Below are 23,891 nucleotides of genomic sequence, written 5' to 3' on the forward strand. Positions count from 1 at the left end.
CCTCACCAACTAGCTAATCCCACCTGGGCATATCCGGTAGCACAAGGCCCTAAGGTCCCCTGCTTTGCTCTTACGAGGTTATGCGGTATTAGCCATCGTTTCCAATGGTTATCCCCCTCTACCGGGCAATTTCCCAGGCATTACTCACCCGTCCGCCGCTCGCCACCCAAGGAACAAGTTCCTCTGTGCTGCCGCTCGACTTGCATGTGTTAGGCCTGCCGCCAGCGTTCAATCTGAGCCATGATCAAACTCTTCAATTAAAAGTTTTTTGAAGCTTTCGCTTCGGCTCAATGAATACTGATTACATTCTTTGCTTAATAAAAAGCGAAGTAATGTTGAATTGACTGTGCTGAATGATTGCTCATTCAAATGGTCACTCAGTTCATTGATAAATCTTTTGCGATTATCATCAACGAGTGCCCACACAGATTGATTGGTTTACATTGTTAAAGAGCGTTTTGCTTCGGCTTTCTTGCCGAAGAGGCTGTGCATTCTAGCGAGATAATTGTCAGAGTCAAACTCTTTTTTCAACTTTCTTCATCGAAGCGTTTTAGCCTTACTGACTGGCTCTGAAGCCTTACGGCGTCTGCCGTGTCAGTGAGGGCGCATTATAGGGATACTCTTTTTCTACGCAAGTGTTTTTTGAACATTTCTCCAGAAAAAATGCCATTCGAACAACAAACACTCGATGCGTTTTTTTTTAATCAACTAAAGTTACTAAAAAGGCACTTTAAGATATGAAAAGTGCTCATTTCTACTTTAGGTGAGTAACGTTATGGCTGAAATTAACTCCAAAATGACCATCAAAAAATTAATGTTCTCTACTGGGGTTATTGTAATTGCCCTTCTTCTATTAACGAATGCTGTGCTTTCGTACAGTAGCCGCATGTTATCTGATTTAGAAAGCAAACAAGAGTCTCTCTATTCCGCGACTACTGTATTTAAAGACGTTAGATATCATGTTGTTCAAATTCAGCAATATTTGACTGATGCATCCGCCGTAGGTGAGTTGGATGAAGATCAAGCTTTAGCTGAGGAGCATAAAAATGCAGCTGTTAGTGCATTGGACTCTTTGGCACAACTCGTTCCAGAGCTGGCGAATCAAGTTAATGATGCTAAATCAGAAGTTGTTCAGTTATACAATGTAGGGCTTTTAATGGCGAGAACCTATATTGAACAAGGACATGATGCGGGTAATCAGGTGATGAAGCAGGCTGATACCGGATTTGATGCTCGGGCTGATGATCTAGGAGATACCATGGAATCTCTTGCCAAAGCACTAGAACCAGAACTGATGTCAGCCTCGAGCCTCAAATTAGAATGGCAAAACAAGCTATTTATGGCTTTTCTGTTTAGTGGGGTCGTGACTCTCCTGATTTTTGTCGCCGCAGGGTATTTCATTTATCGGCAATTAAATCATTTACTAGGCGGTGAACCCAGTTACGCACTCTGGGTCACTCGGCAAATTGCCAAAGGTCATTTTAATATACCAATCAAAAATCTTTCTCACGATTCTCAAAGTGTATTGGGAAGTATGCAACACATGGCTAAAAGCCTAGCGGATTCGATGCAAGGCATTACAGTAGCTTCTGGCGCCATTTCGGAAAGCTCAACAAAAATGGCCGACATATCCCATCATATTGGTGAAGCGGCTGTTGAACAGCATCAAAGCTCGCAAGAAGTCCAACAAGCAACCGCTAATCTTAGCCATGCTTCCCAGCAAGTGTTTGATCTTGCGCAAACCGTTAACAACAGTACGAAAGAGGTAAAAGACAAAGCCTCTTCTGCGATTAAAACAATCCAAGATAATATCCAAGAAATGGGTCATGCAGCGAACTTAGTTAAGGGGGCAGAGGCGGAGGTGAAGGCTTTAGGTGATGCGAGCCGACAAATTCAAGCTTTCACTAGTTCAATAAACGAAATTACAGAGCAAACCAATTTATTAGCCCTTAACGCTGCTATTGAAGCTGCGCGTGCTGGGGAGTCTGGCCGTGGTTTTGCCGTAGTTGCCGATGAGGTAAGAAAGTTGGCACAACGAGTAGGTGAAGCAACGAGCAATATCAACCAGATAGTAAATAACTTGAATAACTTAGTGGTGAGCAATAGTAAAGCGATGGAAAGCATCATCCATACTACCGATACTAGCCATGAGAAAGCTCAGCTAGTGAATGATATTTTCCATTTAATTTTGCAAGGTATCGATAATAATGTTCACCATTCTCAAAGCATTATTGAAGTGATCAGTGAGCAAGGTAAAAGGTTAGAGCTTTTACAAGAGACTCAGTCTGACTTAATGCATGCGATGTCGCTCAATACTGAAGAAATCCAGATGACAGAGCGGCTTAGTCACGAATTGTCTGAAATCACGCAAAATTTACGGCACACACTCAACCAATTTCAATTACAAGCATAATGTGAAAACAAGGCATCATTTGATGCCTTGTTTTCATTCTTCGCTATCGAAAAAGTAAGAGATGCGTGAGCGTGGGTTGAGGTAATCTCGAACTTTATCAGGCAATTTATTCGGCAATATAGCGTTGACTATTTTGATATCTCTATCTGCAAGATCGATGATTGGAGCTTGCGAGCGTGGTACAGAGGGGTCATAAATCAATACATTGGGATGCAGTAAATTCCCAGCATTGACTGAAATCACCAATCCCACCATATCGTTAGAAAGCTGCACTACGGTTCCAGGTGGGAAAACGCCCATGAACTTCACCAAAATACTCAGGTTCTCGGGGTGGTATAGTTTTTTGCAATTCTTAAAGAGATAAGACAGCGCAACATAAGGAATCTTCTGTTCTGAAGGGATGTTGGGGTGACACAAATTGTCAAACGCATTCGCCACCGCAACAATTTGCGCCAACTCATCAATCTCATCTCCTTTTAACCCAAGTGGGTAACCCGTGCCATTTCTTAATTCATGGTGCTGCTCGATGACACGTTTTGCACTGTCAGGAAAGGCCTCGATGTTATTTGCTAACTCAAGACCGTACTTCGTATGCAAACGTAAGTAGTTCTCCTCAGGGTCGGTCAATCGCGTCTTTTTACGTACTATAGCCGTTGGAACACGTAATTTGCCAATATCGTGAAATAGCGCAGCAAAAGCCAACTCTTTAATCAACGTAGACGACAACCCTCGTGCCTTACCTATCATCATGGCTATTACAGATACATTCAGAGAGTGAAAGTAGATGTCATCCAACTCACTCTTACTGTTTATTAGATGTAGGGTGACATTATCGTCACTTAATAGTTTTTCAACGATATCCTCAACCAGTTGCTTTGCTTCTTCTGTCGCATCTAATGGACGATTACGGATTTTATTCACCACCGTACGCATCCGAGCTAACGAGCGTTCAAACTCTTTTTCACAATTCAAGACTCGGCGCCGGTAAGCATTGAGCTTCTCAATCCGAGCTTGTTTTTCCTGCCATAGCTTTTCTGCTTCACTATCAATGGAAAGTGAAGTAGGAGGCGAAGAAGGCTCATTACTGTTGGGGGGTAAAGGCTTTTCATCACTCAAACTCGGGTTGAGAAATACATGTTGAATACCAAGATGCTTGATCATTTGGATCTGATCGGGTGACTTGATTTTAAAGCTATTAAATAGGAAAGGATGCTCATTCCATTTTACGGGCAACCGAATATGGAGGCCGGGTTGCAATCTATCTACCGTGATTTTAATACTTGCCACAATCTTTATTACATCAAAAAGAAAAACCCACGCATCATAAAAGAAGTTAATGACAAGTTCATCAGCCTTAGAGCATCCAAAGTGGTAAGTTCACGAAAGGTTACAAAGAAATCGTTTCCTGAAAAGCAAAAAGCCGACTCATTGAGTCGGCTTCTTTAAATTATGGTACCGATGGACGGACTTGAACCGTCACTCCCGAAGGAAACGGATTTTGAATCCGTCGTGTCTACCAATTTCACCACATCGGCATCTGGGCTGTTGCCCTTTGATGGAACGCATTATACGTAAGAAGTTGAACCACGCAAGAGCAAAACATTGAAAATAAAATCGTTTGCTGATTATTTCGCCACAAAGTCTCAAGCTGTGCGTTAGCTCTCTTTCTTTCGGATTTACCACTGGCTATGCTTGCCAACTTTAAAGTAACCAAGAATGACTACTATGAACTATGCGGTTTTTCCTCCTGCAGGCTTTTTTCGCCGCTTGGGAGCTTGGATTTATGATGTGTTGATCGTGATGGCGATATTGATGATGGCAGGTGGTATTGTGATCGCGTCACTCGAAGCTTTGGTGGCTGCTGGACTTATCTCTTATGCCCCCTATTTGGATGCAAGCGAGCTATTAACTCGGCACCCAATCTGGAATCCGGTGTACACCGCTTATCTTGTGTTTGTTTGGGCCTATTTCTTTGTTTTTTTCTGGACTCGAGGTGGACAAACTTTAGGAATGCGCGCCTGGAAACTGCATATTTGCACCGAACAAGGCCAACGCATTTCAGTGACCCAAGCATTAATCCGTTTAGCGACCTCCGGTTTTGGGCTTGCCAACCTAACAGTATTGTTTGACTCCCAAAAGCGTGGTTTTCACGATATTTGGGCAAAAACCAAAGTCGTAGTCTTACCCAACGTCAATTAAGAGCGAACAATCGCGTCTATCTGTATGAGTGAACTTATCAGCTTATTGGATCATGATAAAAGAGAAGAAAGCGATGCCTTCCTCTCTTTTCATTAGTTATACGTTGTCAAATGTGATTTGTCGACATCATAACTTTCTACCCAGCAAACCTAGCGCTATAGTCAAGAAAACCAAACTTGGCGCAACAGCACCAAATAATGGTGGTAATCCATACACCAAACTAAGCGGGCCAAAGAACTCACTTGAGATATAGAAAGTAAATCCCGCAATCACACCAGATAAAATCCGCGCTCCCATGGTCACACTGCGCAATGGGCCAAAAATAAACGACAGTGCCATCAACATCATCACCGCAATCGAGATCGGCTGAGTCACTTTACGCCACAAAGCGAGTTCATAACGTGATGAGTCTTGCTCCGATGCTTTCAAGTAATGCACATAGTCACTCAGCCCACTGAGTGATAATTCTTCAGGTTTAACCGTGACCACGGCCAACTTGTCGGGAGCTAATGAGGTACGCCAACGATATTCTGGTAACGACTCTTTACTGATTTCAATGTCGCTAACCAACCTAGTGAGTTGAGCATCTTTCATTAACCATTCGTTATTGCCTACATAATCGACCCGCTCTGCAAAGATCACTGTACTGAGTTTTTTATTCTCATCAAATCGCCACAGATTCATACCTGTAAGCTGCTCGTTATCAACTTTAGCAATAAAGATAAAATCATTCGCATCCCGTGCCCACACACCAGTACGCACAGACATAATAGCCCCACCGGAGGTAGCAAAAGCTCGCATATCGCGCGCCAATTTTTGAGCTTGCGGTGCACCCCACTCTCCGAGCAAGGTAATGATGATCATTAGTGGAATCGCGGTTTTGAGCACAGAAAGGCCGATATCCAGCTTAGAAAAGCCGGCAGCCTGCATCACCACCAATTCAGAGCTGGAAGCCAAAGCCCCCAAACCGATCAAAGCCCCTAACAGCGCTGCCATCGGGAAAAACATTTCCACATCACGAGGAATACTCAGCACCACAAATAACAAGGCTTGTAGTAAGTCGTAACTTCCCTCACCGACTTTGCGCAGCTGCTCAACATATTTGATGATGCCGGAGAGACCAACAAAGGTAACCAATACGAGTGCTGTGGTGGCAACAATGGTGCGGCCAATATACCAATCAAGAATTTTAAACACGGCTTAAGCTACCTTTCTCTGTTTCCATCGATCTTTAAAACGGCGCACAGGAATGCTGTCCATGGTATTGACGATCAGTGCTGCAAACAGCAGTGCGGCATTGACTGGCCACAAACCAATAATCACGGGTAATGAACCATCTTCAATCGCAGATTTAGTGGCACTAAGCGTAAGAAAATAGGTCAAATAGATCAAAATAGCGGGTCCCATTTTTGCAAAGCGCCCTTGCCGAGGGTTCACCGCAGAAAGAGGCACAACCAACATCGTAAGCAAGGGAATACATACGACCAAGGAGAGTCGCCATTGCAGTTCAGCCTGAGCTTGAAGATCGGAATTTTTTAACAAACTCAGCGTAGGTAGCGCTTCCCAATCACGTCCAGTGGATTTCACTTCACGTTGACCAATCAAACCATCATAAGAATCGAAGTTGGTGATCATGTAATCAACCCTAGTGGGTACGCCTTCGTAGCGAGTGCCATCGTAAAGGGTAATGATCTGGCGACCATCACTGAGCTCTTTCACAGCTCCGGAGTTGGAAAACATCACGCTCGGCAGTACAGAATCTCGCGGTGCTAACTGTGCCACAAACACATTATGTAGCTTACGGTTTTCAATGTTGTCGATAAACACCACTGATGAGCCGTCAGGCGAGCGTTGGAAGTGGCCTTTTTGCAACAAATCCACACTGTTTTCTGCTGCAAATTGCTCCATCAATTGTGCTTCTTTATCTTGACTCCAAGGTGCCAACCAAAGTGCATTAAACCCAGCGACAGATGCCGTGATCAAAGCAAGGTAAAGCGCAGCTCGGATTAAAAATTTATTGCCAATCCCAGTGGCGTTCATCACAGTTATCTCACTCTCGGCATACAAACGGCCGAAAGTGAGCAGAATTCCGATGTACAGGCTAAGCGGCAACATTAATAGCCCCATCGCCGGCATATTCAACCCAACGATGGATAAGATCATGCTGGTAGGAATTTCACCGTCAGAGGCATCCGCCAAAACACGAATAAACTTCTGGCTGAGAAACACTAAAAACAGCACGAAAAAGATCGCAAACTGGCTTTTTATTGTTTCTCGGATCAAATATCTAACAATAATCACGCTGAAATTACCTATGCAAAACTTGTTTTTTTGATTGAATCACTATAATTTCCCGATGAACCTTTTATTTTTTGAATAATTTCGCTAACGGTTAGGTTGCGCACGCAAAAGGTCGATCCTTCATGGGATCCAGCAAGTAAGAGCGCATTATCTACCATTTAGTTCTATTTGTCTTCAGGATGTAGGAGTACGCATGGAGTTCAGTGTTAAGAGTGGCAGCCCTGAGAAACAGCGCAGCGCATGTATCGTTGTTGGGGTGTTTGAACCACGTCGCCTTTCTCCAGTCGCAGAACAGCTTGATAAAATCAGCGACGGCTATATTAGTTCACTGCTACGTCGCGGTGATCTAGAGGGTAAACCGGGGCAGATGCTACTGCTGCATCAAGTACCAGGTGTGTTGTCTGAGCGAGTACTGCTCGTCGGTTGCGGTAAAGAACGCGAACTGGGTGAACGTCAGTACAAAGAGATCATTCAGAAAACTATCAATACCTTAAATGAAACTGGCTCGATGGAAGCGGTCTGCTTCTTGACCGAGTTGCACGTCAAAGGTCGCGATACCTATTGGAAAGTGCGCCAAGCGGTTGAAGCCACCAAAGATGGCCTGTACACCTTTGACCAATTCAAAAGTGTAAAACCAGAAACTCGCCGCCCACTGCGTAAACTGGTGTTCAACGTTCCCACTCGCCGTGAATTGAATCTTGGTGAGCGTGCAATTTCCCATGGCTTAGCCATCTCTTCCGGCGTGAAAGCCTGTAAAGACCTTGGCAATATGCCACCAAACATTGCTAACCCAGCTTACCTCGCGTCTCAAGCTCGTCGTCTGGCTGACGATTACGAGAGCATCACCACCAAAATCATTGGTGAAGAAGAGATGGAAAAGCTCGGCATGGCTTCTTACCTCGCGGTAGGTCGTGGCTCACGTAATGAATCGATGATGTCGGTCATCGAATATAAAGGCAATCCAGATCCTGAAGCCAAGCCAATCGTACTGGTGGGTAAAGGTCTGACTTTCGACTCAGGCGGTATCTCACTCAAACCGGGTGAAGGTATGGATGAGATGAAGTACGACATGTGTGGCGCAGCATCTGTTTTCGGCACCATGAAAGCCATTGCCAAACTCGGCCTACCACTCAATGTGATTGGCGTATTGGCTGGCTGTGAAAACATGCCAGGCAGCAATGCTTACCGTCCGGGTGACATTCTGACTACGATGTCAGGTCAAACGGTGGAAGTGTTAAACACCGATGCCGAAGGTCGTTTGGTACTGTGTGACGTACTGACTTACGTTGAGCGCTTTGAGCCTGAATGTGTAGTCGATGTCGCAACGCTAACCGGTGCTTGTGTGATTGCATTAGGTCATCACATTAGTGCAGTAATGTCGAACCACAACCCGCTAGCACATGAGTTGGTGAATGCCTCTGAGCAGTCGAGCGATCGCGCATGGCGTCTGCCAATCGCTGATGAATACCATGAGCAGCTCAAGAGCCCATTTGCTGATATGGCAAACATCGGTGGCCGCCCAGGTGGCGCCATTACTGCAGCTTGTTTCCTGTCTAAATTTGCGAAGAAATACAACTGGGCACACTTAGACATCGCGGGTACTGCGTGGAAATCGGGTGCCGCGAAAGGCTCAACCGGTCGTCCTGTCTCGCTACTAGTCCAATTCCTGCTTAATCGCAGCGGTGGCCTAGACGCTGAAGAGTAATCGCAAAAGGGCCTTCGGGCCCTTTTTCATTACTAGACCTAAACTACCGCCACAGGCGTGGCGATTGTTTGCAAGAGACCAAGATGCCTACCGCAACTTTTTACCTGATTTCCCCAGATTCTGCTCAAGCAACGCCAGAAGGCTTCGCGCAGTACGTGCTGTATTTGACGCGTCACTTTGCCGCGCAAGGCGCACGCATTTATCTACAATGCCAAGATAAACAACACGCCGAGCAGCTCGCTGAGCGATTTTGGCAAATCGAACCCGAACAGTTTTTAGCGCACAATCTGGTCGGTGAAGGTCCCAAATCTGGTACCGCGATTGAAATCGGTTATGTTGGCGTTTCCCCCTCTTGGAATCGTCAACTGGCAATAAATTTGGCGGATAATCAGACAACCTTTGCGCGTACCTTTGCCGAAGTGGTAGACTTCGTGCCCTGCGCAGAAAATGCCAAGCAGCTAGCACGCGAGCGGTATAAACTCTATCGACAAGCGGGTTATCAGCTGCAAACTGTTGAGATTCAGTACCCATAACCGTCCATCCTTATAGTTAAGCTCTCTTATCCAAGAGAACTCACTTATAGCGATAGACTGAATTAACCATCACAGCATCCATTAAAGAGCACTATGGAAAAGACATACAACCCAACATCAATCGAACAAGATCTGTATAAGACTTGGGAAGAGCAAGGCTACTTTAAGCCTCACGGTGACACATCAAAAGACGCGTACAGCATCATGATCCCGCCACCGAACGTCACAGGCAGCCTGCACATGGGTCACGCCTTCCAAGACACCATTATGGATACTCTGATCCGCTGTCAGCGTATGAAGGGCAAAAATACCTTGTGGCAAGTGGGTACTGACCACGCGGGTATCGCCACTCAAATGGTGGTTGAGCGTAAAATCGCTGCAGAAGAAGGTAAAACTAAGCACGATTACGGCCGTGATGCATTCATCGACAAGATTTGGGAATGGAAAGCAGAATCTGGCGGCACCATCACTAAGCAGCTACGTCGTCTTGGCGCCTCTGTCGATTGGGATCGTGAGCGCTTTACGATGGATGATGGCTTCTACAAAGCCGTGCAAGAAGTGTTCGTGCGTCTCTACAAAGATGACTTGATCTACCGCGGTAAGCGCCTAGTTAACTGGGATCCAAAACTGCACACTGCGATCTCCGATCTGGAAGTGGAAAACAAAGAGACCAAAGGTCACATGTGGCACTTCCGCTACCCGCTAGCAGATGGCGTAAAAACGGCCGATGGCAAAGATTACATCGTGGTTGCGACAACACGTCCAGAAACCATGCTCGGCGATACTGGTGTTGCGGTTAACCCAGAAGATCCTCGTTATAAAGATCTGATTGGTAAAGAGATCATTCTGCCGATCGTTGGTCGTCGCATCCCTATCGTGGGCGATGAACACGCCGATATGGAGAAAGGCACAGGCTGTGTGAAAATCACCCCTGCGCATGACTTCAACGACTATGAAGTCGGCAAGCGTCATAACCTGCCGATGATCAATATTCTGACCTTTGATGCCAACATCCGTGATGCAGCCGAAGTCTTCAACTCCAACGGCGAAGCAAGCAATGCTTACGGCACAGAGATCCCGGCTAAATACCAAGGCATGGAACGTTTTGCTGCACGTAAAGCGATCGTGGCGGAATTTGAAGAACTGGGTCTACTGCAAGAAATCAAAGATCACGACCTAACGGTTCCTTACGGCGACCGTGGTGGCGTGGTGATTGAGCCAATGCTGACTGACCAATGGTACGTTCGCGCCGGTATTCTGGCAAAACCAGCGGTTGAAGCGGTAGAAAATGGCGATATTCAATTCGTACCAAAACAGTACGAGAACATGTACTTCTCTTGGATGCGTGACATTCAAGACTGGTGTATCTCTCGCCAACTGTGGTGGGGTCACCGCATTCCGGCTTGGTATGACGAGCAAGGCAATGTGTTTGTAGGCCGTAACGAAGAAGAAGTGCGTGCAGAAAACAACATCGCAGCAGATGTTGCTCTTCGCCAAGATGATGACGTGTTGGATACTTGGTTCTCTTCTGCATTGTGGACTTTCGGAACACTGGGCTGGCCTGAAAAAACGCCAGAGCTAAAAGTCTTCCACCCAACCGATGTTCTGGTAACGGGTTTCGACATCATCTTCTTCTGGGTGGCGCGCATGATCATGATGACCATGCATTTCTGTAAAGATGAAGATGGCAAAGCACAAGTTCCTTTCAAAACCGTGTACGTAACGGGTCTGATCCGTGACGAAAACGGCGACAAAATGTCGAAATCGAAAGGTAACGTGCTTGACCCAATCGATATGATTGACGGTATTGATCTTGAGTCTCTGGTCGCGAAGCGCACCGGCAACATGATGCAGCCACAACTGGCGGCAAAGATCGAGAAAAACACGCGTAAGACGTTTGAAAACGGCATTGAAGCCTACGGTACTGACTCACTGCGTTTCACCCTCGCGGCCATGGCTTCAACGGGTCGTGACATCAACTGGGATATGAAGCGTCTAGAAGGTTACCGCAACTTCTGTAACAAGCTGTGGAACGCAAGCCGTTACGTGCTGATGAACACCGAAGAGCAAGATTGCGGTTTTGCAGCCGGTGCTGAACTTGAATACTCACTGGCCGACAAGTGGATCGAATCACAGTTCGAACTGGCTGCCAAAGAGTTCAATGGTCACATTGATAACTTCCGTCTGGATATGGCAGCCAACACGCTGTACGAATTCATCTGGAACCAATTCTGTGACTGGTACTTAGAACTGACTAAACCAGTTCTGTGGAAAGGTACAGAAGCTCAGCAACGCGCAACCCGTCGCACACTGATCACCGTACTAGAGAAAACGCTGCGTTTGGCGCACCCAGTGATCCCTTACATCACAGAAACCATCTGGCAAAGTGTTAAGCCACTGGTAGATGGCGTGGAAGGCGACACCATCATGCTGCAAGCACTGCCTCAGTACGATGCGGCCAACTTCAACCAAGAAGCCTTGGATGATATTGAGTGGGTGAAAGCCTTTATCACTAGCATCCGTAACCTGCGCGCTGAGTACGACATCAACCCAGGTAAGCCTCTGGAAGTGATGCTGAAAGCGGCGAATGAGCAAGATGCCGCGCGTATCGAAGCGAACAAGCAAGTGCTGGTTTCACTGGCCAAGCTCGAAAGCATTCGTGTATTGGCGGATGGCGAAGCGACACCGGCGTGTGCAACCGCACTGGTTGGCAAATCTGAGCTGATGATCCCAATGGCAGGTCTGATTGATAAAGACGCTGAGCTGGATCGTCTGGCCAAAGAGATTGCTAAGACGCAAGGTGAAATTGCGCGTATCGAAGGCAAGCTGGGTAACGAAGGTTTCGTGGCGAAAGCACCAGAAGCGGTAATCACCAAAGAGCGTGAAAAGCTCGCGGGTTACCAAGAAGCGCTGGTGAAACTTGAGCAGCAGAAAGCGACCATCGCAGCGCTGTAAGCCAAGCATTTCATAGAAAAAGTCGATAGAAAAAAGGCAGCGATTTCGCTGCCTTTTTATTTACGATGCTGAATGCTTTTACCTGAGATTAAGGCTGACGCGCCGCATCGATCCGCTGTTCCAGATCCGGATGGGTACTGAGCCAAGCCGGAACCTCGATCGTTTCTTGCTGCTGAAACAGTTCAAACATTTCAGCTAGCGGTTCACTGCTACCGTAAATCGCCTGCATCGCTTGTTTCGCGTATTGATCAGCCTCTTGTTCCGCCTCGCGGGATTGGCCGTTGGAGAGCGTAAACACCCCAATCCCAACCAGATTATCCACCACCCCAGAGCTTTCCCCCGTCAGCAGTGCCACACCAATCGAAAGTACACTCGAATGCACCAAGCGTTTAAGCATATGGCGATGATGCACATGCCCCAGCTCATGCAGAATAATGCTATCTAACTGCTCGGGCGTTTTGGCCAGTAGCACCAACTCATCCAGTAACACCAAGGTTCCACCGGGCAAAGCAAACGCGTTAGCGCCAATATCTGAGTGACGAAACTCCACTTTGATCGGATAAGGTAGCGGCTCAAGTTGGTTAAGATGGGAGAAAACTCGTTGCTTTATCTCATCTTGTTGCGCGAGAGAAAGTTCACTCGGTTTTAAATCGCGATCTAACGTTTGCAGAATTTTCTCACCTAGCACCACAGCGGCAGATTCAGGAACTCGTTCCGCCACCTCTTTGCTTAGCCAAGGTAGAAATGCCACATAAGCCCAAACACATAAACCGATGCCAAGCACCACAGCGATTAGCCAAGCGCTCCACTTTCCTTCCAGCCGATCCACCCACCCCGGTTTATTGTGTTGTTCTAACCAAGCGTTCAACGGCGCATTACGTTCACAAACGAAAACCCAGCCACTGGGTAATTGAAAACGAATCGGTAATTTTCCCACGGGAGCACTGATTTGAGCATCGCTCCGCGCGCAGCGAATGATCTCTCCATCGACGTGCAAAGCGAGAAAATGAGTTTGTGATAGATCGAGCTCGGCCTCGCAACGTAATGAGCTGCGAGGTGGAAAAGCGGTTCCGGTAATGCGCATCAGCCGATCCCGATACCAAGATCAAACGCTTGAGCCAACTCATCCGAGATAGCCGATTTTACATCTGAAGATTGATCGGTCGATTTGAGTGCGTCCATATCGCCAATCACGGCTGTGCGTTCAGCCAGATAGCGCGTCGTTCTCACCATCACCCATGGGCGTGCGATACCGACTGTCACGGCTTGCAGTAAGAAGTTACTGATCACTAAGCCAGTATAACCACGAGCACTGAGAGTGGATTCAAAACGAAAGGCTGTGTCCTCGTTCAGCGCTTGCTGCATCACCAGTTGCGAGAAAATGTAATTGCGTACCCGCGAAGTAATATAAGCCGTCACCGCGATACCCATTACGATCATCCCTATGTACACAGTAGCGATCAGCATAAACGGTGAGCCACTTGCAAGTAGCGAGCTTTCCCAATTGGTAAGATTAGAGAAATCGATACTGCCGAACACCATGATAAGCACCATGGAGATGATCGCGAGCATCGAGGCAACTCCAATTGCCGCGGCTTTTAAATAGGTATGCAGGAAGAAGTGCGTAGTCAGTTGGGCGCTAAACTGCCAATCCCCATAACGGTAACCATTAGCAAAATAGTTTTGCACACCAGCAATAACCCAAGCATAGAGCGCCGCCATCACTAAAAAAGAGCCAATAAACATGACAACAGAAAGACTTGCCGAAACAGATGCTGAGACCGAAGCAATAATAAAGTAGATCAGCAACGCGACTAATGCGCCAATCCCTCGGCCCATAAACGAGAAATAGGCCTCTTGCAGTGTGCCGTTAAAGGAGAAGTGCACATTACGAAAGCTGGTCATCGCCGAATCAAAGCGGGCGTTGCTCCAAAGCAGCCAAGGCAAAGCAAAATAAAACACCAAGAGCAGCAACAATGAAGCGATCGGGAATAAAGAGTTAGCCACGAACCACACGAGAACAGCGGCGAATGCGACCAAACGCCCTTTGAGGATTTGCATCGGCTGGGCATGATATTCAAAGTTATCGCCCGCAATGAAAGTATTGCCGTAGAAATAGCGCTTAGTACGCACCTTAGCCCATGCAGAGTAGATGCCCAAGGTAATAATGGAGAGCAGAAGATTGACACTCCAGATCCCAAAAAACTCTTTACCCTCACCACTGAAGGTGACGGTATGTTTATGTTGATTAACCATGAATGATTCCTGACGTTGTTCTTAGAGTAAAAAAGTGCTCCGAGTGTAACAACCTGTAAGAATCATTCACAACACCAATTAAATTATGGCGATATAAATCACACACATAATCAACAAAGCAACTTCTAGACGACTCGATTTTTCGCTTCACCACGCATAAATGCACTAATGTTGTCGATCAAGATAGTCGCCAGTTGTTGTATCGAGGAATCACTGCCCCACGCCACATGCGGTGTCAGCAGGAGATTAGGCAAATCACGGTTGGCAATCAGTGGGTTATCCATATCAGCAGGCTCGACACTAAACACATCCACCCCAGCCCCAGCAATTTGACGTCTTTTCAGCGCATCCACCAGCGCCTGTTCATCAACTAAACCGCCGCGCCCAGTATTGATCAGAAGAGCATTGGGCTTCATCTGCGCCAATTCCGCTTCTGAGATAATATTTCGCGTTTCATCGGTCAGCGGACAGTGCAGGGATAACACATCGGATTGCGCCAACACTTGCTCAAATGGCGTGTACCCTGCGCGGCATTCCAACTGACCTTTACGTTCAGCCAACAGCACATGCATACCTAATGCGCGAGCCAAATTCGCCGTCGCTTGGCCTAATGCACCACTGCCGATAATGCCCATGGTTGAACCCGCAATATCGCCGATGGGATGCGTGAAAAAACAGAACTGCTTATGGCGCTGCCACTCTCCGGCCGCAATATCATTGTGATAACCGATAAGATTACGTCTTAGAGCAAACATCATGGCGATCACATGCTCAGGGACAGAATGCGTGGCATAGCCTTGCACATTACACACTGCGATATTCAGGTCACGACACGCCTGCAAATCGACGTTGTTGGTGCCCGTGGCAGAAATGGCGATCAACTTGAGCTTAGGCAACTGAACCAGCATTTCATGGGTGAGTACCACTTTATTGGTGATAACGATATCGGCCGCTAAGAGGCGCTCAACCACTTGATGAGGCTCACAAGCATCATACTCAACCCAATGGTGTTCAAAAGGCAGAGCAGGTAATGGGATATGGCGTGGAATGGTCGCGCGGTCGAGAAAAACGACCGTAGGTAAAGAAGTAGTGGGTAGTGACATGCTGACTCCAGGTCTGATTATCCGCTACCCACAATAAGATTAGTCTTGGGATAGCTTTTTATAGTCCGGTAATTTTCGCTCAGGATCGAAATGCTGCAAAATCTGCTCCTCGGCTTCGGGATAGAAGTCACAAGGGACAAATAAAGTGCGCAACCAATGACTACGTGGATGGTAGAAACACAGCTCCGCGGCGTGCAGTTGCAGACGATCGGCAAACTCGACGGCTTCTTGTGGAGCGTAAAGATCATCGCCAACAATCGGATGACCGAGCGATTGCATGTGCACACGCAGCTGATGAGAGCGTCCAGTGATCGGGATGAGGCGTACGACTGTGGTTTTCTCTTCACGCTTGACGACTTGATAGCGCGTCAGAGAATCACGTCCCTCTTCAAAACAGACTTTCTGTTTCGGGCGGTTTGGCCAATCACAACACAGCGGCAAATTTACTTCGCCTTCGTCTTGCTCCATCACACCCCATACACGGGCATAGTAGATTTTATGAGTGAGACGATACTGAAACTGCTTCTTCAACGCCGATTCCATATGTTTGCCTTTCGCAAACAGGATCAGCCCAGAAGTCGACATATCCAAACGGTGTACGACTTTCACATCAGGGCAGTAATCCACCAAACGAGCCCACATACTGTCGTAGTGCTCAACAGGTCGCCCAGGAACAGATAACAAACCAGAAGGCTTGTTGGCTGCGATGATGTGTTCATCCTCATAAATCACATCAATCCACGGATCCTTAGGCGGATTGTACTCGGTCATTGCCATCGCTATCGTCTCGTATCACAAAAAACGGCGCATTATATACGCAAAATGTCGCCAACGGGGAATAAAACAAGGCCCTCGTTTCGAGGGCCTACCTAATCAGTTGTGTGCCACCACAATCAAACGCAGTGAATCCAGCTGATACTGCGCCTGCGCAATATAGCCAGTCAGCTCTTTGATTTGCTGCTCCAGCACTTCGATCTCTTCATCACGAATGTTCGGGTTAACCGCTTTGAGTGCCAGCAAACGCTCCAACTCGCTGTTGAGGCTTTGCTGCATATCACGCTGCGCTTGTTCACGAATTGCGCTCACTCGTGGTTCAACCGCCGCTTCGCTTGCCGTAATCAAACGATGCACGTCATGCTGTACAGAACTCACCAGCTTACTGGCCAAATGACGATTCACTGGGCTGAGCTGACGGTTAAAGCTTTCAAACTCCACTTGCGAAGAGAGATCATTACCGCGCGCATCCATCAGAATTCGGATTGGAGAGACAGGCAAGAAGCGGCTGATACCACTGCGTTTCGGCGCTTGGGCATCCACCACATACACCAGTTCCAGCAAGATGGTACCCACTGGCAGCGCTTTGTTTTTCAACAGCGACACTGCGCAAGTGCCCACCCCTTCACTCATCAGTAAATCAATGCCGCCTTGCACCATGGGGTGTTCCCAGCTGATGAAGTGCATATCTTCACGCGACAGTGCGGTGTCACGATCAAAGGTAATGGTGGCGCCTTCATAAGGAAGACCCGGATAGCTTGGCACCATCATGTGTTCAGCAGGAGTGACCACCAACGCATTCTCGCCACGATCTTCCTGATGCAGACCAATCGCATCAAACAGGCTCAAAGCAAACGTCACCAGATTGGTATCGCCATCGGTTTTCGCGATCTGCTCGGCAATCTGCTGCGCCTTTTCGCCACCGTTAGAATGCATTTCCAGCAAGCGATCACGCCCGACTTCCAGCTGCGATTTCAGTGTTTTGTTGAGCTTGGCTGACTCTTCAATGATCACTTCCAGCTCTTCACCGCCACCGGCGGCCAAAATTGGGATTAAACGTTCAGCGAAGGCATCATACACTGCACGACCCGTTGGGCAGGTTTCCGCAAAGGCATTCAAACCTTCTTGAAACCAACGCGCCAAAATCGCTTGTGACGTTTCGGTCAGGTACGGCACGTACACATCGATATCACGTTTTTGGCCGATACGGTCCAAACGTCCGATACGCTGTTCAAGCAAGTCTGGGTTGAACGGCAGATCGAACATCACCAACTGGTTAGCAAACTGGAAGTTACGACCTTCGGAGCCGATTTCACTACAGATCAGCACCTGCGCGCCGCCCTCTTCCTGGGCAAAGTAAGCTGCGGCTTTGTCACGCTCAATGATCGACATGCCTTCATGGAATACCGTTGCGCGAATGCCTTCACGCTCACGCAATGCCTGCTCTAGCTGCAATGCTGTGCTGGCACGTGAAGCGATGACGAGGATCTTCTCGCTGCGTTTGGCTTTGACTTTTTCGAGCAGCCAGTTGACGCGTGAGTCAAATTGCCACCAGCTTGATTCGTCGCCTTCAAACTCTTGGAAAATCTCTTCTGGATAGAGCATTTTCATCGCGCGCGCTTCTGGCGTCAATTTACCGCCGAGCATGCCCGCAACACGCATTGACGTGGTGTATTGAGAAGGAATTTCCAATGGCAGCAAATGCACATTACGCACTGGGAAGCCTTTGATGGCCGCACGCGTGTTACGGAACAATACGCGACCAGTACCGTGGCGATCCATCAGATTGTCGATCAGCTCTTGGCGAGCCGAAGCAATTTCGTCTTCACTGGCGTGGCTTTCCAACGCTTTAAACAGCGGCTCGACATCCTGCTCAGACAGAAGCTCAGTGATTTTGTTTTTCGCTTCATCACTTAGCTTCTCACCGCTGAACAGCGCAGTAACTGCATCCGCAACCGGTGCGTACTGCTCTTCTTCTTTAACAAAGGCTTCGTAATCGTAGAAACGATCTGCATCCAGCAGGCGCAGACGAGCAAAGTGGCTTTCACGGCCTAACTGCTCAGGTGTTGCGGTCAATAGCAGCACCCCCGGAGTCTGTTCGGCCAGAGCTTCAATCACTTGATATTCGCGGCTTGGCTTCTCTGGGTGCCACTCAAGATGGTGCGCTTCATCGACCACCAACAAATCCCATTCCGCTTCCAACGCTTGTTCAAAACGCTGGCGGCTTTTACGCAAGAAATCGAGTGAACACAGCACGTACTGCTGAGTTTCAAATGGGTTATCTGCCTCACTAAAGGCTTCCACGCAGCGCTCTTCGTCAAAAATGGAAAAGTGCAGGTTGAAACGGCGCATCATCTCCACCAACCATTGATGTTGCAGCGTTTCAGGTACCACAATCAGGATGCGTTCAGCACGCCCGGTCAGCACTTGCTGATGGATGATCATGCCCGCTTCGATGGTTTTACCCAAACCGACTTCATCGGCCAGTAACACGCGTGGGGCATGGCGACGACCGACTTCATGGGCAATGTACAGCTGATGCGGGATCAGCCCTGCGCGCATACCACACAAACCACGCATTGGGCTTTTGTGCTGCTGATATTGATTGGCTAGAGCGCGATAACGCAGCACGAAGTTGTCCATGCGATCGATTTGACCAGCAAACAACTTGTCCTGCGGTTTATTAAAACGAATTTGGTTACTGAGGAAAATTTCACGCAGCGCGACACCGCTTTCTTCGGTATCCACTCGCGTGCCTAGATAGGTGTAGACGCCTTGGTCTTCCACCACTTGTTCAACTTGTAACGACCAGCCTTGCTGACTATCCACCACATCGCCGACATTAAAGATCACACGGGTGACCGGCGCATCTGAACGTGCATAAACACGATTTTCTTCCGATGCTGCAAACATCAAGGTCACTGTACGCGCATCAAGCGCCACCACAGTACCTAACCCGAGATCACTTTCCGTATCGCTTATCCAGCGTTGCCCTAAAGCAAATGACATGAATGGACTACCTCATCAAATAGCGTTGCAGAGAATTTTTGCACTTCACTCCAGCCAGCCTTTTATTATGGATGCTGGCGGCTCAGGGTGCAGAAAAAGGCCGCTAATCTTACTTGATGGCGTGACACAGGTCACGCCCATTCCCTGCCGCAACGTGCTTTTTTTTCTACAGCTTTTGGGTGACATCAAATTGTCAAAAATGAGTGGCATTTGTTAACAAGATGATTGCTATACTCAGGTTGAAGGCGCGGTGTTTGTGTCAAAAACAAGATTGGCACAAAGCCTGCAAGTTCAAACAGAGAGTATCAACACGGGTTTGCAGCAAGTCGACAATGATCGTAACGCTCACCTGAACGTACGATCCTACAGGCCGCTTGTGAACATCCACGATAAAGCATGCTACATGTAGCAAGGAGACGCTTATGGGCGATACCGATCGGAAACTGTTTGTACTGGATACCAATATCCTACTCCACGAACCTCTCGCGATTTACTCTTTTAAAGAGCACGACGTGGTCATCCCAATGACCGTTCTTGAAGAACTTGACCGAATCAAAGACAGCAAACGCGATGTGGCGCGCGATGCACGCGTAGCGATTCGGGCTTTGGAACACTTATTCCACGATGCCACTCCCGAAGAAATCACCGAAGGGATCCCGCTTTCTAAGCAAGAGGGCGCAACAGGAACCATCTCGATCCTCGCCGATTATGAACTGCATGAAACCGTCAAAGCCTTTACCGACAAAGAGGGCGATAACCGGATCCTCAATGCCGTGCTTTACCTTCAAGCTCAGCGTACACCACGCGCCGTGGTGCTGGTGACTAAAGACATCAACATGCGTTTGCGCGCCAAAGGTGCAGGCGTGTTGTATGTGGAAGACTACCGCACCGACCAACTGATTGATGATATTCAATATCTGACCAAGGGCTTCCAAACTCGTCCCGGAAGCTTTTGGGACAGCGTAGAAGATGTCGCGAGCTACACGCTCGGTGGCAAAACCTTCCATAAGCTGGATCGTGCACCGTTCGATCCAACCTTCCTCAACCAATATGTCATTGATGAAGACAGCGACTTTGCCGCGCGGGTCGAAACCATCGATGGCGATAAATTGACGCTGCGCGACCTCAGCCGTGATCGCATGATGCATCGCAAAGCGTGGGGTATCACCCCCAAAAATATTTACCAAGGGATGGCGCTGGATGCATTGCTCGATCCGGATATCGATCTGGTGATCCTGACCGGTGCGGCCGGCAGTGGTAAAACCCTGTTAGCAATGGCGGCAGCGCTGGAACAAACGGTCGAGCGCAAAATGTTCGATAAAATCATCGTCACTCGTAACACCCCTGATATCGGCGAATCAATTGGTTTCCTGCCCGGCACGGAAGAGGAAAAGATGATGCCGTGGCTGGCTTCCGTCACCGATACCTTAGAAGCGCTGCATAAAAATGATCACTGTACCGATGGCTCGCTCAAATACATCTGCGATAAAGCCAACATTCAGTTTAAATCGATCAACTTTATGCGCGGTCGTTCAATCCAAAACGCCTTCGTGCTGCTCGATGAGTGTCAAAACCTCACCGCCTCGCAGATTAAAACCATCATCACCCGCTGTGGTGAAGGCACCAAGATTGTCTGCTCAGGTAACTTAGCGCAGATTGACTCTCACTATTTAACCCCTGTCACCTCAGGCCTTACCTACATGGTTGAGCGCTTCAAAAACTTTGAAGGCAGCGCCAACATCCACCTCAATGGCGTAGTACGCAGCCGTTTGGCTGAATTCGCCGAAGAGAATTTATAATCACTTTTGGCGAGATGTTATGTGCATCTCGCCTCACAAAATCTATCCTCCCTTGCCTTTTCTTTATTTAATTTAAAATATTTATTCACTTTTATAGCATTTTCATGCTTTACTAGCCGCAACTGGAATCGCCAAACGAGGATAGGGAAATGGCTTTCAATTTACGTAACCGCAACTTTTTAAAACTGCTCGACTTCACTCCAAAAGAGATCCACTTCCTACTGGATCTGTCTGCCGAGCTAAAACGCGCCAAATACGCAGGCACCGAGCAGAAAACTCTGCAAGGCAAAAACATTGCGTTGATCTTTGAAAAGTCATCGACCCGTACTCGCTGTGCCTTTGAAGTGGCGGCGTTTGATCAAGGTGCGCAAGTTTCCTACATCGGCCCTTCTGGCTCGCAAATTGGCCATAAAGAGTCGATGAAAGATACCGCGCGCGTTCTAGGCCGCATGTACGATGGCATTCAATATCGCGGCTTCGGCCAAGAGATTGTTGAAGTGCTCGGACAATACGCGGGGGTGCCAGTGTGGAATGGCTTAACGGATGAGTTTCACCCCACGCAGATCTTGGCCGACCTTCTCACTATGCAAGAGCACGGACGCGGTAAACAACTGCATGAAATGAAGTTTGCTTACCTTGGCGATGCACGCAACAACATGGGCAATTCCCTGATGGTGGGAGCCGCCAAAATGGGCATGGATATTCGCTTAGTCGCGCCCAAAGCGTACTGGCCAAACGATGCCTTAGTGGCAACCTGCCAAGAAATTGCCAAGCAAACCGGTGCTAAAATCACCTTGACCGAAGAAGTTCAAGAAGGGGTGAAAGGCTGTGATTTCCTTTACACCGATGTGTGGGTTTCGATGGGCGAAGCGGCGGATGCTTGGGATGAGCGGGTTGCGTTAATGAAGCCATATCAAATCAACATGGATGTGATCAAAGCAACAGGTAATCCGCAAGTTAAATTCATGCACTGCTTACCGGCATTTCATGACGACCAAACCAAAGTGGGTCAAGAGATTGCGGCCAAATACGGCATGCAAGGCTTAGAAGTCACCGAAGAGGTGTTTGAGTCAGAATATTCGATTGTGTTTGATGAAGCGGAGAACCGACTACATACCATCAAGGCGGTGATGGTCGCCACTTTAGGCCAATAGCGTGCCACTGATTTAATATCCCTGCACTCTGTGATGTAATCGCTTGCGCTCACACACTTTCGGCGTATAATGCCGACCGTTTGTCTGAGGGGTAGCCAATGAAATTTGCACAGCGTGCAGCTCAAAGCAGTGTCCATCGTAGTAAGCAAATTGGCTTACTGGCCTCACTGTTTTTCCCCTCATCGATTTGTTAAAGCCTCCCTTATGGGGGGCTTTTTTATGGCTGTTAGAAAATATAGGGAAGACGATCATGGCGAATTCGCTTTACCAAAAGCACATCATCTCCATTGCTGAACTCTCACGCGCTGAGTTGGAGTTGATTGTGAAAACCGCAGGCCAACTGAAGGCACAACCGAATCCAGAACTGATTAAACACAAGGTCGTGGCCAGCTGTTTCTTCGAGCCTTCGACTCGTACTCGCCTCTCGTTCGAAACGGCGATTCAACGTATCGGTGGCAGCGTGATTGGCTTTGATAACGGCGGCAATACATCACTGGCGAAGAAAGGCGAAACCTTAGCCGACTCAGTACGCGTCATCTCCTCTTATGTTGATGCTTTTGTAATGCGTCATCCGCAAGAAGGTGCCGCGCGTTTAGCTTCTGAGTTCTCCAATGGCATTCCTGTGATTAATGCTGGGGACGGTTCAAACCAACATCCATCGCAAACCCTGCTCGATCTTTATTCGATTTTTGAAACTCAAGGCCGCCTCGATAACCTCGATGTCGCGTTCGTTGGTGATTTAAAATATGGCCGCACCGTGCATTCGCTGGCACAAGCGCTGGCTAAATTTGATAACAACCGCTTCTATTTTGTGGCACCAGAAGCCCTAGCGATGCCAGATTACATCTGTGAAGAGCTGGATGAAGCTGGTGTGAAATACCAAGTATTTAGCGATATGGAAAGCGTGATCCCAGAGCTGGATATTCTCTACATGACGCGTGTACAGAAAGAGCGTTTCGATGAGTCAGAATACGCCCACATCAAGTCGGCCTATATCTTGACGGCAGCGCATCTGAGCGATGCACGCTGTAACCTGAAAGTGCTGCACCCACTACCACGGGTGGATGAGATCACCACTGATGTAGATAAAACCCCGCACGCTTACTATTTCGAGCAAGTTGAAAACGGAGTTTATGCCCGTGAAGCCTTGCTGGCTCTAGTTTTGAACGAATCGCTGTAAGGAGAGCAATCATGAGTAAAGAGACGAAATTACAAGTTGAAGCGATCAAAAACGGCACGGTGATTGACCATATTCCCGCCAAAGTGGGGATTAAAGTGCTGAAGCTGTTTGATATGCACAACTCCGCGCAGCGAGTCACCATCGGCCTCAATCTGCCTTCTTCTGCACTCGGCAGCAAAGATCTGCTCAAGATTGAAAATGTGTTCATCAGTGAAGCGCAAGCCAGCAAACTCGCACTCTACGCGCCACACGCGACCGTAAACCAAATTGAAAACTACGAAGTGGTGAAGAAGTTGGCGCTGCAACTGCCAGAGCGCATCAACAATGTGTTTGCTTGCCCAAACAGCAATTGCATTTCACACAATGAGCCAGTGGAAAGCAGCTTCAAGCTTTCTGAGAAGAACAACGACATCCGCCTAAAATGCAAATACTGCGAAAAAGTGTTTGCGCGCGATGTGGTCACGGAAATCGAAGCTTAACCGCTGTCAGCAAGATAGGGATAAATGAGCG

Annotated in this window: 17 protein-coding genes, 1 tRNA gene and 1 rRNA gene; 9 read left to right on the forward strand and 10 right to left on the reverse strand. The window is 48.0% G+C overall.

The features are described from left to right. Positions 1 to 260: ribosomal RNA gene (locus VOA_RS15555) — 16S ribosomal RNA — on the reverse strand; the annotation flags it as partial. A 515-nt stretch (positions 261 to 775) separates the two neighbouring features. Between VOA_RS15555 and VOA_RS15550 the strand changes: the two genes are divergently transcribed. After that, complete coding sequence (locus VOA_RS15550) at positions 776 to 2,413, forward strand: methyl-accepting chemotaxis protein (protein WP_000807994.1); 1,638 nt, start codon at positions 776 to 778, stop codon at positions 2,411 to 2,413. A gap of 33 nt (positions 2,414 to 2,446) precedes the next feature. On the opposite strand, the gene VOA_RS15545 is transcribed toward VOA_RS15550, so the two are convergent. Then, positions 2,447 to 3,700: an HD-GYP domain-containing protein gene (locus VOA_RS15545; RefSeq protein WP_009355744.1), complete on the reverse strand. Its 1,254-nt coding sequence runs from the start codon at positions 3,698 to 3,700 to the stop codon at positions 2,447 to 2,449. Positions 3,701 to 3,863: 163 nt separating this feature from the next. Continuing rightward, positions 3,864 to 3,948: transfer RNA gene (locus VOA_RS15540), tRNA-Leu, on the reverse strand. Positions 3,949 to 4,138: 190 nt separating this feature from the next. On the opposite strand from VOA_RS15540, the gene VOA_RS15535 reads away from it, so the two are divergent. Beyond that, positions 4,139 to 4,612, forward strand: coding sequence for an RDD family protein (locus VOA_RS15535; protein WP_001104976.1), 474 nt, complete (start codon positions 4,139 to 4,141; stop codon positions 4,610 to 4,612). A 126-nt stretch (positions 4,613 to 4,738) separates the two neighbouring features. On the opposite strand, the gene lptG is transcribed toward VOA_RS15535, so the two are convergent. Beyond that, positions 4,739 to 5,809: an LPS export ABC transporter permease LptG gene (gene lptG, locus VOA_RS15530; RefSeq protein ID WP_000472774.1), complete on the reverse strand. Its 1,071-nt coding sequence runs from the start codon at positions 5,807 to 5,809 to the stop codon at positions 4,739 to 4,741. Positions 5,810 to 5,812: 3 nt separating this feature from the next. After that, positions 5,813 to 6,913 carry an LPS export ABC transporter permease LptF gene (lptF, locus tag VOA_RS15525; protein WP_000587732.1) on the reverse strand — a complete coding sequence of 367 codons (1,101 nt, stop codon included), beginning with the start codon at positions 6,911 to 6,913 and terminating at the stop codon, positions 5,813 to 5,815. Positions 6,914 to 7,106: 193 nt separating this feature from the next. On the opposite strand from lptF, the gene pepA reads away from it, so the two are divergent. The 3 genes from pepA to VOA_RS15510 all read left to right on the forward strand — a co-directional run bounded on the left by pepA (position 7,107) and on the right by VOA_RS15510 (position 12,106). Then, positions 7,107 to 8,618, forward strand: a complete 1,512-nt coding sequence (gene pepA / locus VOA_RS15520; protein ID WP_000397176.1) for a leucyl aminopeptidase — start codon at positions 7,107 to 7,109, stop codon at positions 8,616 to 8,618. An 83-nt stretch (positions 8,619 to 8,701) separates the two neighbouring features. Further along, positions 8,702 to 9,151 (forward strand): DNA polymerase III subunit chi, encoded by a 450-nt coding sequence (locus tag VOA_RS15515; RefSeq protein ID WP_001141708.1) that lies wholly within the window; start codon positions 8,702 to 8,704, stop codon positions 9,149 to 9,151. Positions 9,152 to 9,244: 93 nt separating this feature from the next. Then, on the forward strand, positions 9,245 to 12,106 hold the full coding sequence (locus VOA_RS15510) for a valine--tRNA ligase (protein WP_000416443.1): 2,862 nt from the start codon (positions 9,245 to 9,247) through the stop codon (positions 12,104 to 12,106). 88 nt (positions 12,107 to 12,194) lie between these two features. Here VOA_RS15510 and VOA_RS15505 read toward each other — a convergent pair whose 3' ends face one another. The 5 genes from VOA_RS15505 to rapA all read right to left on the reverse strand — a co-directional run bounded on the left by VOA_RS15505 (position 12,195) and on the right by rapA (position 19,248). Beyond that, positions 12,195 to 13,190: a M48 family metallopeptidase gene (locus VOA_RS15505; protein ID WP_001223101.1), complete on the reverse strand. Its 996-nt coding sequence runs from the start codon at positions 13,188 to 13,190 to the stop codon at positions 12,195 to 12,197. Then, positions 13,190 to 14,362, reverse strand: coding sequence for a YjgN family protein (locus tag VOA_RS15500; RefSeq protein WP_000248000.1), 1,173 nt, complete (start codon positions 14,360 to 14,362; stop codon positions 13,190 to 13,192). The genes VOA_RS15505 and VOA_RS15500 overlap by 1 nt, the downstream gene beginning before the upstream one ends. Before the next feature lie 125 nt (positions 14,363 to 14,487). Then, positions 14,488 to 15,465, reverse strand: coding sequence for a D-2-hydroxyacid dehydrogenase (locus VOA_RS0117235; RefSeq protein WP_000056886.1), 978 nt, complete (start codon positions 15,463 to 15,465; stop codon positions 14,488 to 14,490). A gap of 39 nt (positions 15,466 to 15,504) precedes the next feature. Further along, a complete protein-coding gene (locus VOA_RS15495; protein WP_001251797.1) occupies positions 15,505 to 16,242 on the reverse strand; it encodes a pseudouridine synthase in 738 nt (245 codons plus the stop codon). A 96-nt stretch (positions 16,243 to 16,338) separates the two neighbouring features. Continuing rightward, the gene (gene rapA / locus VOA_RS15490; protein WP_000006485.1) at positions 16,339 to 19,248 is read right to left on the reverse strand and encodes an RNA polymerase-associated protein RapA; all 2,910 of its coding nucleotides are present in this window, start codon (positions 19,246 to 19,248) and stop codon (positions 16,339 to 16,341) included. A gap of 422 nt (positions 19,249 to 19,670) precedes the next feature. On the opposite strand from rapA, the gene VOA_RS15485 reads away from it, so the two are divergent. From VOA_RS15485 to pyrI, 4 genes are all read left to right on the forward strand, one after another. Further along, positions 19,671 to 21,047, forward strand: coding sequence for a PhoH family protein (locus tag VOA_RS15485; protein WP_000502892.1), 1,377 nt, complete (start codon positions 19,671 to 19,673; stop codon positions 21,045 to 21,047). 149 nt (positions 21,048 to 21,196) lie between these two features. Further along, positions 21,197 to 22,201 carry an ornithine carbamoyltransferase gene (gene argF, locus VOA_RS15480; protein WP_000885250.1) on the forward strand — a complete coding sequence of 335 codons (1,005 nt, stop codon included), beginning with the start codon at positions 21,197 to 21,199 and terminating at the stop codon, positions 22,199 to 22,201. A gap of 250 nt (positions 22,202 to 22,451) precedes the next feature. Next, on the forward strand, positions 22,452 to 23,381 hold the full coding sequence (gene pyrB, locus VOA_RS15475) for an aspartate carbamoyltransferase (RefSeq protein WP_000013844.1): 930 nt from the start codon (positions 22,452 to 22,454) through the stop codon (positions 23,379 to 23,381). 11 nt (positions 23,382 to 23,392) lie between these two features. Next, positions 23,393 to 23,860, forward strand: coding sequence for an aspartate carbamoyltransferase regulatory subunit (gene pyrI / locus VOA_RS15470; RefSeq protein ID WP_000032504.1), 468 nt, complete (start codon positions 23,393 to 23,395; stop codon positions 23,858 to 23,860). The last annotated feature ends 31 nt before the right edge of the window (positions 23,861 to 23,891 follow it).

The sequence above is a fragment of the Vibrio sp. RC586 genome (assembly GCF_000176715.1).
Taxonomy (GTDB): Bacteria; Pseudomonadota; Gammaproteobacteria; order Enterobacterales; family Vibrionaceae; genus Vibrio.

What these genes read in the sequence shown, in the direction of transcription:
- VOA_RS15485 (WP_000502892.1), top strand. Translation starts at nt 19,671, where the DNA reads ATGGGCGATACCGATCGGAAACTGTTTGTACTGGATACCAATATCCTA.
- pyrB (WP_000013844.1), top strand. Translation starts at nt 22,452, where the DNA reads ATGGCGAATTCGCTTTACCAAAAGCACATCATCTCCATTGCTGAACTC.
- VOA_RS15505 (WP_001223101.1), bottom strand. Translation starts at nt 13,190, where the DNA reads ATGCGCATTACCGGAACCGCTTTTCCACCTCGCAGCTCATTACGTTGC.
- VOA_RS15535 (WP_001104976.1), top strand. Translation starts at nt 4,139, where the DNA reads ATGAACTATGCGGTTTTTCCTCCTGCAGGCTTTTTTCGCCGCTTGGGA.
- VOA_RS0117235 (WP_000056886.1), bottom strand. Translation starts at nt 15,465, where the DNA reads ATGTCACTACCCACTACTTCTTTACCTACGGTCGTTTTTCTCGACCGC.
- VOA_RS15495 (WP_001251797.1), bottom strand. Translation starts at nt 16,242, where the DNA reads ATGGCAATGACCGAGTACAATCCGCCTAAGGATCCGTGGATTGATGTG.
- pyrI (WP_000032504.1), top strand. Translation starts at nt 23,393, where the DNA reads ATGAGTAAAGAGACGAAATTACAAGTTGAAGCGATCAAAAACGGCACG.
- VOA_RS15510 (WP_000416443.1), top strand. Translation starts at nt 9,245, where the DNA reads ATGGAAAAGACATACAACCCAACATCAATCGAACAAGATCTGTATAAG.
- VOA_RS15515 (WP_001141708.1), top strand. Translation starts at nt 8,702, where the DNA reads ATGCCTACCGCAACTTTTTACCTGATTTCCCCAGATTCTGCTCAAGCA.
- rapA (WP_000006485.1), bottom strand. Translation starts at nt 19,248, where the DNA reads ATGTCATTTGCTTTAGGGCAACGCTGGATAAGCGATACGGAAAGTGAT.
- VOA_RS15500 (WP_000248000.1), bottom strand. Translation starts at nt 14,362, where the DNA reads ATGGTTAATCAACATAAACATACCGTCACCTTCAGTGGTGAGGGTAAA.
- VOA_RS15550 (WP_000807994.1), top strand. Translation starts at nt 776, where the DNA reads ATGGCTGAAATTAACTCCAAAATGACCATCAAAAAATTAATGTTCTCT.
- argF (WP_000885250.1), top strand. Translation starts at nt 21,197, where the DNA reads ATGGCTTTCAATTTACGTAACCGCAACTTTTTAAAACTGCTCGACTTC.
- pepA (WP_000397176.1), top strand. Translation starts at nt 7,107, where the DNA reads ATGGAGTTCAGTGTTAAGAGTGGCAGCCCTGAGAAACAGCGCAGCGCA.